The 15,259-nt window shown below is 42.3% G+C and carries 12 protein-coding genes, 1 riboswitch and 1 other annotated feature; of the genes, 6 read left to right on the forward strand and 6 right to left on the reverse strand.

The genetic code is table 11. The features are described from left to right. Nucleotides 1-106: 106 nt before the first annotated feature. Entirely contained in the window at nucleotides 107-1,693 is a 1,587-nt protein-coding gene (gene pckA, locus ACFX4X_RS23005) for a phosphoenolpyruvate carboxykinase (ATP) (protein ID WP_061465311.1), read from the reverse strand. Between the two features lie 399 nt (nucleotides 1,694-2,092). Then, nucleotides 2,093-2,256, forward strand: a riboswitch (SAM riboswitch). A gap of 164 nt (nucleotides 2,257-2,420) precedes the next feature. Between pckA and metK the strand changes: the two genes are divergently transcribed. Continuing rightward, nucleotides 2,421-3,614 (forward strand): methionine adenosyltransferase, encoded by a 1,194-nt coding sequence (gene metK / locus ACFX4X_RS23010; RefSeq protein WP_061465310.1) that lies wholly within the window; start codon nucleotides 2,421-2,423, stop codon nucleotides 3,612-3,614. Nucleotides 3,615-4,010: 396 nt separating this feature from the next. Here metK and ACFX4X_RS23015 read toward each other — a convergent pair whose 3' ends face one another. Further along, entirely contained in the window at nucleotides 4,011-4,529 is a 519-nt protein-coding gene (locus tag ACFX4X_RS23015; protein WP_061466260.1) for a gamma carbonic anhydrase, read from the reverse strand. Between the two features lie 210 nt (nucleotides 4,530-4,739). Here ACFX4X_RS23015 and ACFX4X_RS23020 point away from each other — a divergent pair, with 210 nt between their 5' ends. Next, entirely contained in the window at nucleotides 4,740-5,543 is an 804-nt protein-coding gene (locus tag ACFX4X_RS23020; protein ID WP_061465309.1) for an alpha/beta hydrolase, read from the forward strand. Nucleotides 5,544-5,617: 74 nt separating this feature from the next. Here ACFX4X_RS23020 and ACFX4X_RS23025 read toward each other — a convergent pair whose 3' ends face one another. The 4 genes from ACFX4X_RS23025 to mnmL form a co-directional block, all read right to left on the reverse strand. Further along, the gene (locus ACFX4X_RS23025; protein ID WP_377386795.1) at nucleotides 5,618-5,800 is read right to left on the reverse strand and encodes a hypothetical protein; all 183 of its coding nucleotides are present in this window, start codon (nucleotides 5,798-5,800) and stop codon (nucleotides 5,618-5,620) included. Between the two features lie 15 nt (nucleotides 5,801-5,815). Further along, nucleotides 5,816-6,013 (reverse strand): hypothetical protein, encoded by a 198-nt coding sequence (locus ACFX4X_RS23030; RefSeq protein ID WP_377386798.1) that lies wholly within the window; start codon nucleotides 6,011-6,013, stop codon nucleotides 5,816-5,818. 152 nt (nucleotides 6,014-6,165) lie between these two features. Beyond that, nucleotides 6,166-6,738 (reverse strand): tRNA 5-(aminomethyl)-2-thiouridylate-methyltransferase MnmM, encoded by a 573-nt coding sequence (gene mnmM, locus ACFX4X_RS23035; protein ID WP_377386801.1) that lies wholly within the window; start codon nucleotides 6,736-6,738, stop codon nucleotides 6,166-6,168. Next, nucleotides 6,728-7,696, reverse strand: a complete 969-nt coding sequence (gene mnmL / locus ACFX4X_RS23040; protein ID WP_284469443.1) for a tRNA modification radical SAM protein MnmL/YtqA — start codon at nucleotides 7,694-7,696, stop codon at nucleotides 6,728-6,730. Before mnmL ends, mnmM begins: the two co-directional genes overlap by 11 nt. Before the next feature lie 171 nt (nucleotides 7,697-7,867). Between mnmL and ACFX4X_RS23045 the strand changes: the two genes are divergently transcribed. The 4 genes from ACFX4X_RS23045 (at nucleotide 7,868) to ACFX4X_RS23060 (ending at nucleotide 15,094) form a co-directional block, all read left to right on the forward strand. After that, the gene (locus ACFX4X_RS23045; protein WP_061465305.1) at nucleotides 7,868-8,374 is read left to right on the forward strand and encodes an SMI1/KNR4 family protein; all 507 of its coding nucleotides are present in this window, start codon (nucleotides 7,868-7,870) and stop codon (nucleotides 8,372-8,374) included. Between the two features lie 95 nt (nucleotides 8,375-8,469). After that, a complete protein-coding gene (locus tag ACFX4X_RS23050) occupies nucleotides 8,470-8,733 on the forward strand; it encodes a DUF2524 family protein (protein ID WP_061465304.1) in 264 nt (87 codons plus the stop codon). A gap of 153 nt (nucleotides 8,734-8,886) precedes the next feature. Next, nucleotides 8,887-9,122, forward strand: a binding site (T-box leader). Nucleotides 9,123-9,176: 54 nt separating this feature from the next. Further along, a complete protein-coding gene (leuS, locus tag ACFX4X_RS23055; RefSeq protein WP_289319484.1) occupies nucleotides 9,177-11,591 on the forward strand; it encodes a leucine--tRNA ligase in 2,415 nt (804 codons plus the stop codon). A 338-nt stretch (nucleotides 11,592-11,929) separates the two neighbouring features. Next, entirely contained in the window at nucleotides 11,930-15,094 is a 3,165-nt protein-coding gene (locus tag ACFX4X_RS23060) for a S8 family peptidase (RefSeq protein WP_377386807.1), read from the forward strand. Nucleotides 15,095-15,259: the final 165 nt, after the last annotated feature.

The raw sequence follows: 15,259 nt of genomic DNA on the forward strand, positions 1-15,259 counted from the left end.
TTCGTCTATCGTATATTTAGTCAAAAAAACTGCACCTCCAATTGTTAGATGGTGTCTAACAATTGGGGTGCAGTTCAAAGGGCTTGGTCCTTTTGGGTACAATTTATTATGCTGTCGGGCCGCCAAGTTCTTCGATTTCACTTGGAACGCTTCCGAATTTTTTAAAGTTTGCACGGAATTGGGCAGCAAGAGCTGTAGCTGCTTGTGTATATGCAGCAGGATCTTCCCAAGTCTTGATTGGCTGAAGCACTTCGTCAGGAACACCAGGAACATGAAGTGGAATATCCAAACCAAAGATATCGTCTTTGGTTGTCTCGATATTTGCTAATTCGCCTTCAAGTGCCGCTTGTACCATCGCACGAGTGTAAGCAAGTTTCATACGGCTGCCAGTTCCGTATGCACCGCCAGTCCATCCAGTGTTGACAAGGTATACCTTTGCGTTGTGCTCGTCAATTTTATCTCCAAGCATTTCAGCATAGCGTGTAGCGGGAAGCGGTAAGAATGGTGAACCGAAACATGTTGAAAATGTAGCTTCCGGTGAAGTTACTCCTCTTTCAGTACCAGCCAATTTACTTGTGTACCCACTTAGGAAATGGAACATTGCCTGTTCCTTGGAAAGCTTGCTGATTGGAGGCAGTACGCCTGAAGCATCAGCTGTTAAGAAAATGATTGTATTTGGGTGTCCTGCGATACTTGGGCTCACGATGTTATCGATCGCTTGCATTTGGTATGCAGCACGAGTGTTTTCTGTTAATGAACTATCATCATAGTTCGCTTCACGTGTTTCAGGATCAACAACTACGTTTTCCAATACGGCACCGAAACGGATCGCATCGAAAATTTGTGGTTCTTTTTCGCGTGAAAGGTTGATCGTTTTAGCATAGCAGCCGCCTTCGATGTTGAAAACACCGTTAGAAGACCAGCCGTGCTCGTCATCGCCAATCAGTTTACGATTAGTGTCTGCGGATAACGTTGTTTTACCTGTACCGGACAGTCCGAAGAATAAAGCGACGTCCCCTTCACGTCCTACGTTAGCAGAGCAATGCATTGGAAGGATTCCAGCCTCTGGAAGTAAGTAGTTCATGATCGAGAAGATCGATTTTTTCATTTCTCCTGCATATTCCGTTCCGCCGATAAGGATGGTGCGGCGTTCAAATGAAACGATGATGAAAGTTTCAGAAGAAGTTCCGTCCACTTCTGGATCTGCTTTGAAATTAGGTGCCGAAAGTATTGTGAATTCTGATTCGTGACCTCTTAGTTCCTCTTCGTTTGGACGGATGAACAAAGTATGGGCGAAAAGATTATGCCAAGCATATTCATTAACAACTTGGATAGGAAGGCGTGATGATTCGTCTGCACCAGCGAAACCTTTGAAAACAAAAATCTCTTCTTTTGCTTTTAGGTAGTCAACTACTTTATTATATAGTTTATTGAACACATCTTCGGAAATTGGCCGGTTCACTGAACCCCAATCGACTTTATCTTTAACAGATGCTTCTTCCACGATATATTTATCTTTAGGTGAACGACCAGTATATTTGCCGGTTTCAGCTTTTACTGCTCCAGTTGATGTTAAAACGCCTTCGTTTCTGCTCAATACCTTTTCAACCAATTGAGGAACTGAAAGTTGAGTTTGAACATTGTTTCCTGTTAATAATTGGTGTAACTCATTAGAAACATCTACAGAATTCATATATGAGGTACCTTCCTTTGTTTAAGTTTTTATATTACAATTAGTATAACACATTCATTTAAATAGTCTATACTATTTATTTTTTTTTGTGATAATTTTCAACTGGCCGCATTAATCAATTTAAATGGGAAGGAACCGAGTCAGGATGATCGCATATACTTTCATGGAAGCATCTTAATTTTGAATGGTAAATCATGATGCCTTTCCAATTCTTTTTCTCAATGTTCTATTATTAATGGCAATTTTCATTATTTCTATTCGCCCTGGCTTGGAAACCCTTTAAAGACGTTGAACCAACACGTATTTTCACGTGAACCCCATTCTGGGGGAAATGTTCTTTTTTAGAAAAGCATTGACAAATTCCAACCAGATACGATAATATCTTAAATTGTACGGATTCTCTTATCCCGAGTTGGTGGAGGGACAGGCCCTTTGAAACCCAGCAACCTGCCATATTGAACTTGACTCCAAGATCGATCGCCGAAAATAAAGCGATGGTTCTTCAAGGAATAGTGGTGATGGTGCTAACCTGAGCAAGGTAAAAAACCCTTGAACGATAAGAGTGAAAGGATAGAAGACAGAATTTTAAACCTTTCCTCATTTGCCAGGGAAGGTTTTTGTGTTTTTAATAAGTAATTCTGTGTCTATAGTTGAAACTAATGAGGGAAACGAGTTCCGTAAAAAATCAGGCTTATGCCTACAACATACTAACTTCCAAGGAGGAAATATGATGTCAAAGAAACGTCTATTTACTTCTGAATCTGTTACAGAGGGCCATCCGGACAAGATTTGTGATCAGATTTCAGATTCCATTTTAGATGCTATCCTTGCTAAGGATGCAAATGCACGTGTTGCGTGCGAAACAAGTGTAACAACAGGTCTTGTACTTGTTGCTGGAGAAATTACAACATCCGCTTACGTGGATATTCCGCGTATCGTTCGTGATACGATTGCAGGAATTGGCTACACACGTGCGAAATACGGTTTCGATGCTGAAACTTGTGCTGTATTAAGTTCAATTGATGAGCAGTCTGCCGATATCGCAGCTGGCGTCGATAAAGCATTGGAAGCTCGTGAAGGACACATGTCAGAGGAAGAAATCGATGCAATCGGTGCAGGGGACCAAGGTCTTATGTTCGGATTTGCCTGTAATGAAACTGAAGAGCTTATGCCGCTTCCGATCTCATTGGCACATAAACTTTCATTCCGCCTGGCTCAAGTTCGTAAAGATGAAACGCTTGCTTACTTACGCCCTGATGGTAAAACACAGGTAACTGTGGAGTATGATGAGAATAACCGTCCTGTACGTGTAGATACGATCGTTATCTCTACACAACATGATGCAGAAATTACGCTTGAACAAATTCAAGCAGATTTAAAAGAACATGTAATTAAAGCAGTTGTTCCAGCTGAATTGATCGATGCTGAAACTAAGTACTTCATCAACCCGACTGGCCGTTTCGTAATTGGCGGACCTCAAGGGGATGCTGGTCTTACTGGACGTAAAATCATCGTTGATACGTATGGCGGATACGCTCGTCACGGCGGCGGTGCATTCTCTGGTAAGGATGCTACTAAAGTTGACCGTTCTGCGGCATATGCTGCTCGTTACGTTGCGAAAAACATCGTGGCAGCTGGCCTTGCTGACAAAGCGGAAGTTCAATTGGCATACGCAATTGGTGTGGCAGAGCCTGTATCGATCTCGATTGATACATTCGGAACTGGTACTGTTAGCGAAGAAGTCCTTGTTGACCTAGTTCGCGCTAACTTCGACCTTCGTCCAGCCGGTATCATCAAAATGCTTGATCTTCGTCGCCCGATTTACAAACAAACAGCTGCATACGGACACTTTGGCCGTACAGATGTCGATCTTCCATGGGAACGCACAGATAAAGCAGAAACATTAAAAGCACAAGCATAATCAATAAATGAAAAGGTGTCCCGCTTATAGTGGACACCTTTTTTTTATTGACTTATTTTGCCGTCAGAGGGAATAATTCAAGAAATCCCATAGAAATCCACTCACGTGCATATACCCGTGAGATTAGTGCGAATACTCGTGAGTTTGGTGCGAATACTCGTGAGTTTAGTGCGAATACTCGTGAGTTTGGGCGTTTACTCGTGAGATTAGTGCGAATACTCGTGAGTTTGGTGCATATACTCGTGAGTTTAGTGCGAATACTCGTGAGATTGGCTCGTTTACTCGTGAGTTTAGTGCGAATACTCGTGAGTTTGGTTCATTTACTCGTGAATTTGGCTCATATACTCGTGAGTTCGTAAGTTTGGTGCGTACCTATAAGTTCCCGCTATATTCAGTTTATTTTATACGTTCTGCCGTTTTGTAGTATTGCCCTTTTTCAGCATATTCGCGTACGATACGTTCCATATCCTGACGGTCTTCTTCGTTGATTTCACGAATGACCTTAGCTGGGCGTCCGAATGCCAACATGTTCGGTGGAATGACTTTGCCTTGGGGAACGAGACTGCCTGCACCTATAAAAGCCCCTTCGCCGATTTCCGCTGCATCAAGCACAATCGAGCCCATGCCGATCAAAGCTCCTTTTCGGATTTTACAGCTATGTAAAATGACCTGATGGCCAATGGTTACTTCATCCTCGATGATCAATGGATTATTTGGGCTTTGGTGCAGAACGCTGTTATCCTGTATACTGACTTTGTTCCCAATGATGGTTGGGGATACATCGCCGCGTATGACGGAATTGAACCAAATTGACGATTCTTCACCAATTTTCACATCACCTGTCACGACAGCGTTTTCAGCAATATAAGCGCTTTCAGCGATATCAGGTTCTTTACCTTTAAACGGATAAATAATCATTTTCAATCATTTCCTTTCCGAAGTGAATGTTTTTATGTATTATTTTAATATACCGTATGCAAATACACTTGGCTATTTATAATATAAATGTACAACTTGTTAGGTTTCTTTTTTGGCGAAAATCACGAATATGGTTATAATTTATATATATTATTTTAACTATCATGGATCGTATACAACAAGTGAAAAGTGAAAGGGGGATTTCGAATGTGGAAATGGGAGACAGAAGGAGACGCAAAAGGCGTAATTGTCATCATTCATGGGGCGATGGAACATCACGGCCGTTATAAGTGGTTAACACAAATGTGGCTTTCAGCTGGATACCATGTCGTCATGGGCGACCTTCCTGGGCAGGGTATGACAACTCGCGCCTACCGGGGACATATCGATTCCTTTGATGAATATTTAGACGAAGTGAAAAGCTGGATAGAAGAGGCTTACGAATATTCGTTGCCGGTCTTTTTACTTGGACATAGCATGGGCGGTTTGATTTCGATACGCCTTCTTCAGGAAGAGGAATGGGACATTGCAGGGGTGATTCTTTCTTCTCCATGTTTAGGCCTCGTGACGAAGCCGCGGAAGTTCCTGACAACCATCTCCCATGGTTTGAACATCATGATGCCTCAGTTAAGAGTAGATTCCGGATTGACACCTGAAATGGCGACGAGAAGTGCGGAAATTCGTGAATCCGATAGAAACGATACATTATATATCACGAAGGTTTCGATTCGCTGGTATCGCGAGCTTGCACAGGCGATGAAGGATGCTTTTGAAGAGATTCCCGAATTTCAGGATGTGCCGCTTTTGGTCATGCAGGGCGGAGATGACCGAATCGTGAATAAGAAGGCGGTTCGTGAGTGGTTTAATTATAACCTGGCCAGTGAAAAGCAATATAAGGAATGGCCGAAGCTTTATCATGAAATCTTCAACGAACCGGAGCGTGATGATGTATTCCAATATGCGCTGAGTTTTGTTGAAAATCGTCTAAAGATATTAGGGTATGTCGTTTGATCGGTAAATCCTGCGGAATAATTGAAAAAGCTGCTGAAGTGAGACATTCAGCAGCTTTTTTTATTTGAAATGGATCAACCTGCTTTTGTAAGTAATTCGTACGATTTGATGACCGGTGCCCAAAAAGTAACCGGATACATAAATTGGCTCAAATGTGTTAGTTCATTTTTATTGGATAAGGCGGTGGATAGGAGATAGATGGATTTAAAGCTCAAGTCATTAGCGAATAAATCTAAAAGCGTCGCTTTCATATTCATGATTTCTTCATGGTTTTATGTGGAAATCACTAAATCGAGCTGTGGCAGGAACTTATCAAAATGATTTTCAAATTGTTTGAGGTCTTCCATGTTTTTTTGTTTTTCTGTCAATGAATTAAGCGATCTGACAAAATTCCCGTACTCTTCACTCGAATCCCTTTTGATTCTTTCTGTCAATATATCGGTCAGTAATGAAATAGGCAACTGTTCCATTTTTTCTACACCTTCTTATCTATTTTCTTTAATTATAATTATTATAGACGAAAAATTCAAAAAGTTATGATTGGAAATTTGCTGCCGATCATTTGAGCCATTTCCTTCTAATGAAAAAACACCGTTCCGGGAAAGAACGGTGTCAGGAGCGATCATCTCTTTTCAATCGCTACAATGAATGGCGGATTGTTGGCTTGGTTGATGAAGCCGTATTTCAGGATATGCGCTTTTTGTTGAGGGAAGTCCTGTACATAATCCATCAATGCATCCCGTTCAGCCGATCCTCCTGGATGTCCATGGTAAATGACGAGGATGATGATGCCTTCAGGTGCAAGCATCTCGAACAGCTGTTCAATAGCTGATATCGTCGTATCTGCTTGGGTGATGATTGATTTGTCACTGCCAGGAAGGTAGCCTAGGTTGAATATGGCACCTGTGATCTTTCCGGAATGTTCTTTTCTGATGTATTTACTGAGTTGTTCATGCCCATCGTGAATGAGGGTGCAGTGTTCCTGTAAATTCTCGGACATCAGTTTGGCCGCTGTGATTTGGAGTGCTTCTTTCTGAATGTCAAAACTATAGACATGTCCGTTTTCTCCGGTTAGTCCTGCCAGGAAGACAGTATCAAAACCGTTGCCCATCGTGCCATCAATGGTAATATCCCCGGGCTGGACCGCTTTTTCAAGCAGGATCCTGGCGAATGGCAAAATTCGGTCAAGCTTCATCTGATTGTACCTCCGTCTGATGATTTTTCCCCTGCCAGCTGTTGCGGCGTTGCAATTCGGCATCAATGGCATTCAAAACATCCCATTTATTGACGCTCCACATTGGCCCGATCATCAAATCGATTGGGCCGTCTCCCGTTATGCGGTGAACGATCATTTCCGGAGGGATTATTTCCAGTTGATCACATACCAGGCTGACATAATCGTCACGGTCAAGGAATTCAAGCAGGCCTTTTTCATATTGTTTGACCATAGGGGTCCCTTTTAATAGATGAAGTAAATGGATCTTTATGCCCTGCACATCAAGTTTGGCGACTTCCCGGGCTGTTTCCATCATCATGTCGTAATCTTCCTGAGGAAGGCCATTGATGATATGGGAGCATACGCGGATGCCGTGTTTGCGCAGTTTATCGACCCCTTCTTTGTAGCAATCGAAGTCATGGGCACGGTTGATCATCGTCGCGGTCTTTTCATGAACCGTTTGAAGACCAAGTTCAACCCATAGATAAGTGCGTTCGTTCAATTCTGCTAAATACTCGACTACATCATCTGGAAGGCAATCCGGACGCGTTGCAATGGAGAGTCCGACGACACCTTCCTGGGTCAATACACTTTCATATTTCTCGCGAAGCTCTGCCACGGGTGCATGCGTATTCGTGAACGCTTGGAAATAGGCCATATACTTACCGTCTTTCCATTTATGATGCATACGTTCGCTGATTTGCTTGAACTGGACGTCGAGCGGTTCGACCCTGCTGCCCGCAAAGTCACCCGAGCCTGAGGCACTGCAGAAGGTACAGCCTCCATGTGCGACTGTCCCATCACGGTTCGGACAGTCAAAACCGCCATCAAGGGCAACTTTAAAAACCTTATGTCCAAAATGATTTCTCAAGTGGTAATTCCATGTATGATATCGTTTGTTATCCGTTGCATATATAAACGGGTTTGCTTGATTCAAATCAGCAACCTCCTAAGTAAAAAATAAAGCGCAACATATATTATACAACATTCGGGCAGCTAGGTCTTTTTTTGAAAAATAAGCGTATACTGTATACTTGAAGGCTAAACAATTAGCTGCTTTTTCTAGTATCTCTAGTGAATGACTATATCCAATCGGGAGCTGATGGACATGACCGGTCAAGTTGAAGAAGCGATTAATCAAATGAAAAAGAAATTAGCCGAAAATAATCAGGTGATTGAAGTAAATGAGGATGGGTTCATATACAAAGCCACTTGCACCTTCAATTCACCTGCTTCGGATGAACAAATTCATTCCTTTGAAAAGAAAACCGGATTGCTTCTGCCCGATGATTATAAAGAGTTTTTGAAAATAACGAATGGATGCCGTCTGTTCGATAGCGTAGAATCTGGTCAGGGAAATGATTTGTATAGCCTGGATGATATTGTTAATTACACATATGAAAGTTCTTACGAAGGATGCTTTAAAGTGGCCTGCATTTATCAAGATAATATCGTGATCGATGGGGAGGCCGTCGCAAAAGGTGATAAGGATTATTTAATGGTAAAAGGCCATATCGATGATTTTGAAGAAGGCGAGAAACTCCATATGGGCTTTGCCGAATGGATCGAGCGGTTCATTTCCCATCAAGGGGAGAAGTTTTGGGATAAAGGATGATTCCTCAAAAAAAATGATAATCCGCTCGTTATTTGCTCAAACTAAACAAGATGATACTGAGTCATCCAAATGAGACGCGAAGGAGAGGGTTTGAAATGGCAACCAGACAATCCGTCGATCATTTTTTAGAGCAATGTGAAGGGGCTCTCCATTTTGCAGAGTTTGAATTTAACGAGGCCTCTCGGCAGGAGCATTATGATGATGAACAATTTCAAAATTCGCAAAGGTATATCGAAGAGGCTTTGACTGATATGGAACGATTGTATGCCAGTTCGAATGCCCAGCAACGGGATATGCTTTCGCGGATGCGGCAGCAATTGAATGAATTGAAAAATGAAATGATATTACTGCGACATTAAAGGAGCAAGGGAGCTATGGATGCATAGCTCCCTTTTTTTGCGCGTTTTTCCTTGAATTCGCATATATAATGAAAAACCTGTCGATAATGTTTATGTACGGCTATTGCAATTATCGGTAAAATTGACTAGAATGTAATATAATCAAATATTCTCATAAAGACTATGATGAGGAACAGTAGCGATTTTATTTCAGTAAAGAGAGTTGACGGGTGGTGCAAGTCAACCTGGGATGGTCGTGAACTCGCCTTGGAGTTCCAGGTGTGAAGGTAAAAAGTAATGCCTGGCGTTTTAATCCATGTTACGGATGATGTTTTAAGCTGGGCGGATTTTAGCTATCGCCAATGTGGGTGGTACCGCGGGAAGATATACATAATCCTCTCGTCCCTATTTTGGGATGAGGGGTTTTTTATTGTTTTTTTATACGGAAATTAGGAGGAAATAATATGAGTTTTGACCATAGAAGCATAGAAACGAAATGGCAGCAGTATTGGGAAGGCAACAAGACATTCAAAACGGGTGAAGAAAGCGGCAAACGCAAATTCTACGCGCTGGATATGTTCCCATATCCTTCAGGGGCCGGTCTTCATGTGGGTCACCCGGAAGGTTATACGGCAAGCGACATCCTGGCACGGATGAAACGGGCGCAGGGGTATAATGTTTTGCATCCGATCGGCTGGGACGCTTTTGGACTTCCGGCAGAGCAATATGCGATCGATACGGGAAATGATCCAGCTGAATTCACGGAGCACAACATCAACACGTTCCGCCGCCAAATCAAAGCCCTTGGTTTTTCTTATGACTGGGATCGTGAAATTAACACGACAGACCCTGACTATTACAAATGGACGCAATGGATCTTCTTGAAATTATATGAAAAGGGCCTTGCATATATTGATGAAGTGGCCGTTAACTGGTGTCCAGCCCTTGGCACGGTATTGGCGAACGAAGAAGTCATCGATGGAAAAAGTGAGCGTGGGGGCCATCCGGTTGAGCGCCGCCCGATGAAACAGTGGATGCTTCGAATCACGGCTTATGCAGACCGCTTAATCGACGATTTGAATGATGTCGATTGGCCGGAAAACATCAAGGATATGCAACGTAACTGGATTGGCCGTTCCGAGGGCGCGGAGGTTACATTCAATATCGATGGCTTTGATGATACATTCACGGTGTTCACGACTCGTCCAGATACGTTATTCGGTGCAACATATGCCGTATTGGCACCTGAACATCCATTTGTCGATAAAATTACGACGGCTGATCAAAGGAAAGCGGTTGACGCATATTTAGATGAAGTGAAACATAAAAGCGACCTGGAAAGAACAGACTTGGCAAAGGATAAGTCAGGCGTGTTTACGGGGGCTTATGCCATTAATCCGGTAAACGGCGAAAAAATGCCGATTTGGATTGCTGATTACGTGTTGATCAGCTACGGAACAGGTGCGATCATGGCCGTTCCTGCACATGATGAGCGTGATTATGAATTTGCAGTCAAGTTCGAATTGCCGATCAAGGAAGTCGTAGCTGGCGGAGATGTGACAAGTGAAGCATATACAGGCGATGGACTTCATGTGAATTCGGAATTCCTTGATGGCTTGAATAAAGAAGAAGGCATTTCAACCATGATCAAATGGCTGGAAGAAAAAGAAATCGGTACGAAGAAAATAACATACCGTCTTCGCGACTGGTTATTCAGCCGTCAGCGTTACTGGGGTGAACCGATTCCAATCATACATTGGGAAGACGGCACGATGTCTGCAGTGAAGGAAGAAGAACTTCCATTGATTTTACCGAAAGCGACAGACATCAAGCCTTCAGGTACAGGCGAATCACCTCTTGCAAACATTACGGAATGGGTGAACGTAACGGATGAAAACGGACGAAAAGGGCGCCGTGAGACAAACACCATGCCACAATGGGCAGGCAGCAGCTGGTACTTCCTTCGTTATATCGATCCGGACAACAAGGAGGCACTTGCAGATCCTGAAAAATTAAAAGAATGGATGCCGGTCGACATTTATATTGGCGGCGCTGAGCATGCGGTGCTTCACTTGCTTTACGCCCGTTTCTGGCATAAATTCCTGTACGATATCGGTGTCGTGCCAACGAAGGAACCTTTCCAAAACCTATTTAACCAAGGAATGATCCTTGGCGAGAATAATGAAAAAATGAGTAAATCCAAAGGGAATGTCGTGAACCCGGATGATATCGTTGAAAGCCATGGTGCCGATACACTTCGAATGTACGAAATGTTCATGGGACCATTGGATGCTTCGATTGCCTGGTCTACAAACGGATTGGACGGCTCCCGCAGATTCCTTGACCGTATCTGGCGTTTATTGGTCAACGAAGACAATACGATCACAGATAAGGTGACCGAAACGGATGACACGGGCAAGCTTGAAAAAGTCTATCATCAAACGGTTAAAAAAGTGACCGAGAACTATGAAGAATTGAAATTCAATACGGCGATTTCACAATTGATGGTATTCATTAATGATGCCTATAAAGCGGATTCGCTTCCTAAGGTATATATCGAAGGCTTCGTCAAATTGCTTGCACCAGTTGCACCGCATATCGCCGAGGAGCTTTGGTCTAAACTAGGTCACTCCGAGAGCATCACATACGGAACATGGCCTGCGTTCGACGAAGCGAAGTTAGTGGATAACGAAGTCGAAATCGTCATCCAAATCAATGGAAAAGTTAAAGCGAAATTAATGGTGCCGACTGACACTACAAAAGAAAAACTGGAAGAAATTGCGATGGGGGATAACTCCATCAAAGAACAAATCGATGGGAAAACCATCCGCAAAGTTATTGCCGTACCAGGCAAATTAGTCAATATCGTCGCAAACTAACTAAATCGATTGAGGGCTGTTCCGCATGTTTTAATGCTGGGACAGCTTTTTTTTGCGTGGGCATCGGCTGAACATAGGAATTAGGTCATGGTTAGGATTTCCCCCGATTTAAATCTATTTGCGATGAGTCTATCAAATTTTGGAATCAACAAGCGGTAGTAATGCATTGGAACCTAAATATCTTGCTTAATTGGTACATGAGAATCATTTTTCGGCTTGAAGGCCCAATATATCAAGTATTTGCCATAAAAAAGGTAAAAAATTGGTTGATAAAATTTTACAGTGTGATAGTTTGGTATAGTACTGTAATTTTTTAACCAATTATTGGAGGGGAAACTGTGAAATTTAAGAATGTGAGTCGATTTACGGCGTTTGTACTTATTTTTGCACTGATTATCAGCTTGATGGTTCCACTAAATTCTCAAGCTGCAACTGCAACACCTATTGAAAATGTAAAAACGATTAAAAATGGGGACACTTTAGACGGGAAGTTTGATAAACCGGATGTTAAATGGTATCAAATCACCCCTACAAAAGAAGAAATACAAAAATTCTCCCATATTGAGTTCGAAGTCAATTCGGACAAAATCTTGAATATTTCCGTATATCAAAATAAAGAAAAAGCAGAAAAAGATGAGAGCAATTATTTTGTCTCTTCTTATCCTGATGAAAAAGCTGTAGTCGATTTCCCGTATGCTTGGGAAGGCACGTATTATGTTAAAGTTGAATATTTCGGCGAAACGGATGATGAGGGAAATCCCATCCCCGATGCTAAAAATGAAGCTGAATACTCCATCAATGCCCATTCAGTGACATTGCCGCCATCTTCTGGGGACGAAGAGGAACTCGAAGCATGCCCGGTTGAACTGAGTGTAAACGATAAGAAAACGGGAGAATCCATGTTGAAAACACTCCGCGTGTTTAGAGATGAAGTTCTCACGAAGTCATCTGAGGGACGCTCCCTTTCCTCTTTATACTATAAGGCTTCCCCGTTTCTGGCCCTTCATCTGGCTGGAAATAAAAAGGCCAGGGAAGCGGTCTATAACCACTTAGTCGTCATTAAGCCGCTTATTGAGGATCTTACTGAAAATGGAGCAAGCAGTACGGCAGTCATTAGTAATAAGCAGCAAGAAGCGATTAAAGCATTATTCAATAAGGCGGCAAGTGTCGCTCCAGCTGGATTGAAAAAGGATATGAACAGCATTGCAAAGAAAATCAATCTTGATAAGCTTGCAGGTGAGAGAATCGTTGATATCGCAAGCAAAGCAGGAATCAAACTTCCGGCTTCGAAAAATATAAAGAACAAATATATCGTCAAACTTAAACCAGGGAAGTCATTAAGCGCTGTCCAATCCAAGGTAAGCGGAAAAGGATATGGAACATTATCGGCACCTAAGCGCCAAGAGGTTCTGTATGATGATATGTACGTTGTAGAGTTAAAGAATCAAGCTAATATGAGTACAGCAGCTTTATCCAGTATCGAAAAACTTCCAGAAGTGGAATATATCGAACCGGTAAAAACGTACAAAGCACTTTCAGCCGACATTCAATCACCGTATCAATGGTCATTAAATAACGCCGGTGGCGAAGAGGGCATAAAGGGAGCGGACATCGATAACGAAAAACTGCAAAGCCTAATTAAAAAACGTAATTTAAAAGATACATTGGTAGCGGTTATCGACACGGGTGTCGATAATTCACTGGCGGATTTGAAAGATACAGTTCGCATGGACTTAGGCAAGAACTTCATTGATAAGAATGAAAAGGCAATCGATGACCATGGCCATGGTACACATGTATCCGGAATTATCGCTGCCAAAGCGGATAATGGATATTCGATGCAGGGAATCAATCCAGTAGCTAAAATCATGCCTGTGAAGGTCTTGGATTCTTCAGGAGCTGGAGACAATGAGAAAGTTGCACTAGGCATTAAATATGCCGTGGATCATGGAGCAAAGGTCATAAACCTTAGCTTGGGCGGAGAATATAGCAGGACGATTGAATATGCCTTGAAACATGCAGCTGCCAAGAATGTAATGGTTGTCGTAGCAAGCGGTAATGATGGGACGGAAGGTCTTTCTTATCCTGCATCATCAAAATACGCGATATCTGTCGGTGCAACCAATGCCCTTGATTTAGTATCCGATTATTCCAATTATGGCGCGAAATTGGACATGGTCGCTCCAGGGACAGGAATTCCAAGCCTTGTACTAAATGGGAATGTTACCTACATGGATGGTACATCAATGGCAACTCCTCATGTTGCGGCAGCTACAGCCTTGTTATTGTCCGGAAATCCTGGGCTGAAAGTGAATGAAGTAAGGGAAATCCTTCATGAGACATCGGAATATGTTGCTTTTGAAGAAGAAGATAATGTAGACCCTTATGAGGACTATGAACCAGAAGATGGAGAAATCATAATACCAGAAGAAGAACTGCCTGTCGGAAAAGATTTAGTCTCTGGGTATGGAAGGCTGAATGCGTACAGTGCACTTAGTACAGTGGATTTACAAGCAAAAGTCAACCTTGTAATGGATACGCAAACAAAACTGACTGGTTCAGCTAAAAAAGGTTCGGTAATCGAAGTGAAAAACGGGAAGAAATCCCTCGGTAAAGGAACGGCGGCAGCTAACGGAACGTTCACCGTTACTATTCCGGTCCAAAAAGCTGAGCAGCAGCTTACTGTGAATATCTCTGATTCTTCCAAACTAGCAGTATCTTCAATCAAAGTATTCGTGAATAAGGGTGCAACCCCTAACAAGCCAACTGTTAAAGCCCTAAGTGACAAAGATACGTATGTAACGGGTCAATCACAAGCGGACATGAAAATCACGATCAAAAATAACGCAAAAAAAGTGATTGGTTCAGGTAACACGGACAGCAAAGGGAATTTCAAAGTGAAAATCAGCAAGCAAAAGGCTGGCACTAAACTTTCAGTCACAGCTACAGACTTAGCAAAACGTGAAAGCAAGGCGGCAACCGTGACTGTTATCGATAAAACAGCTCCAGGTGCGCCAAAAGTGAATGAAGTAAGCGATAAAGCTACCTTAGTAACTGGTAAAGCGGAAATCGGTTCAATCGTAACCGTGAAGTACAACAATAAAAACATCGGAACGGCAACAGCTGATAAAAAGGGGAACTTCTCCATTAAAATCAGCAAGAAAAAAGCAGGGTCCTTATTATATGCCTCTGCAAAAGACAAAGCTGGCAATACAGGAAAAGCAGCAAAAGTAACGGTTAAAGATAAAACAGCTCCAGGCGCACCGAAAGTGAATGAAGTAAACGACAAAGCAACAAAAGTAACAGGTAAAGCGGAAATCGGTTCAACCGTAACCGTGAAGTACAATGATAAAAACATCGGAACGGCAAAATCTGATAAAAATGGAAAATTCTCTGTTAAAATCAGCAAGAAAAAAGCAGGTTCTGCATTATACGTCTCAGCAAAAGATAAAGCTGGCAATACAGGAAAAGCAGCAAAAGTAACAGTTAAAAAATCTAAATAATAATTAGAGGTGAAGGCCGTTTAACTTACATGTTAAACGGCCTTTTTTTTTGTATATGGCCCTTTAAATCTTAATGTTGATCTTTTCATTAGGCTGTTTTCACATACTTTGTTGCTATTTACCAGGTAGTGAGTTGTGGTTGATTTCCCCTCCAGATGCTCGCTT

Origin of the sequence: Peribacillus sp. YIM B13481, from assembly GCF_042787985.1 — a bacterium.
Lineage (GTDB): Bacteria > Bacillota > Bacilli > Bacillales > DSM-1321 > Peribacillus > Peribacillus simplex_A.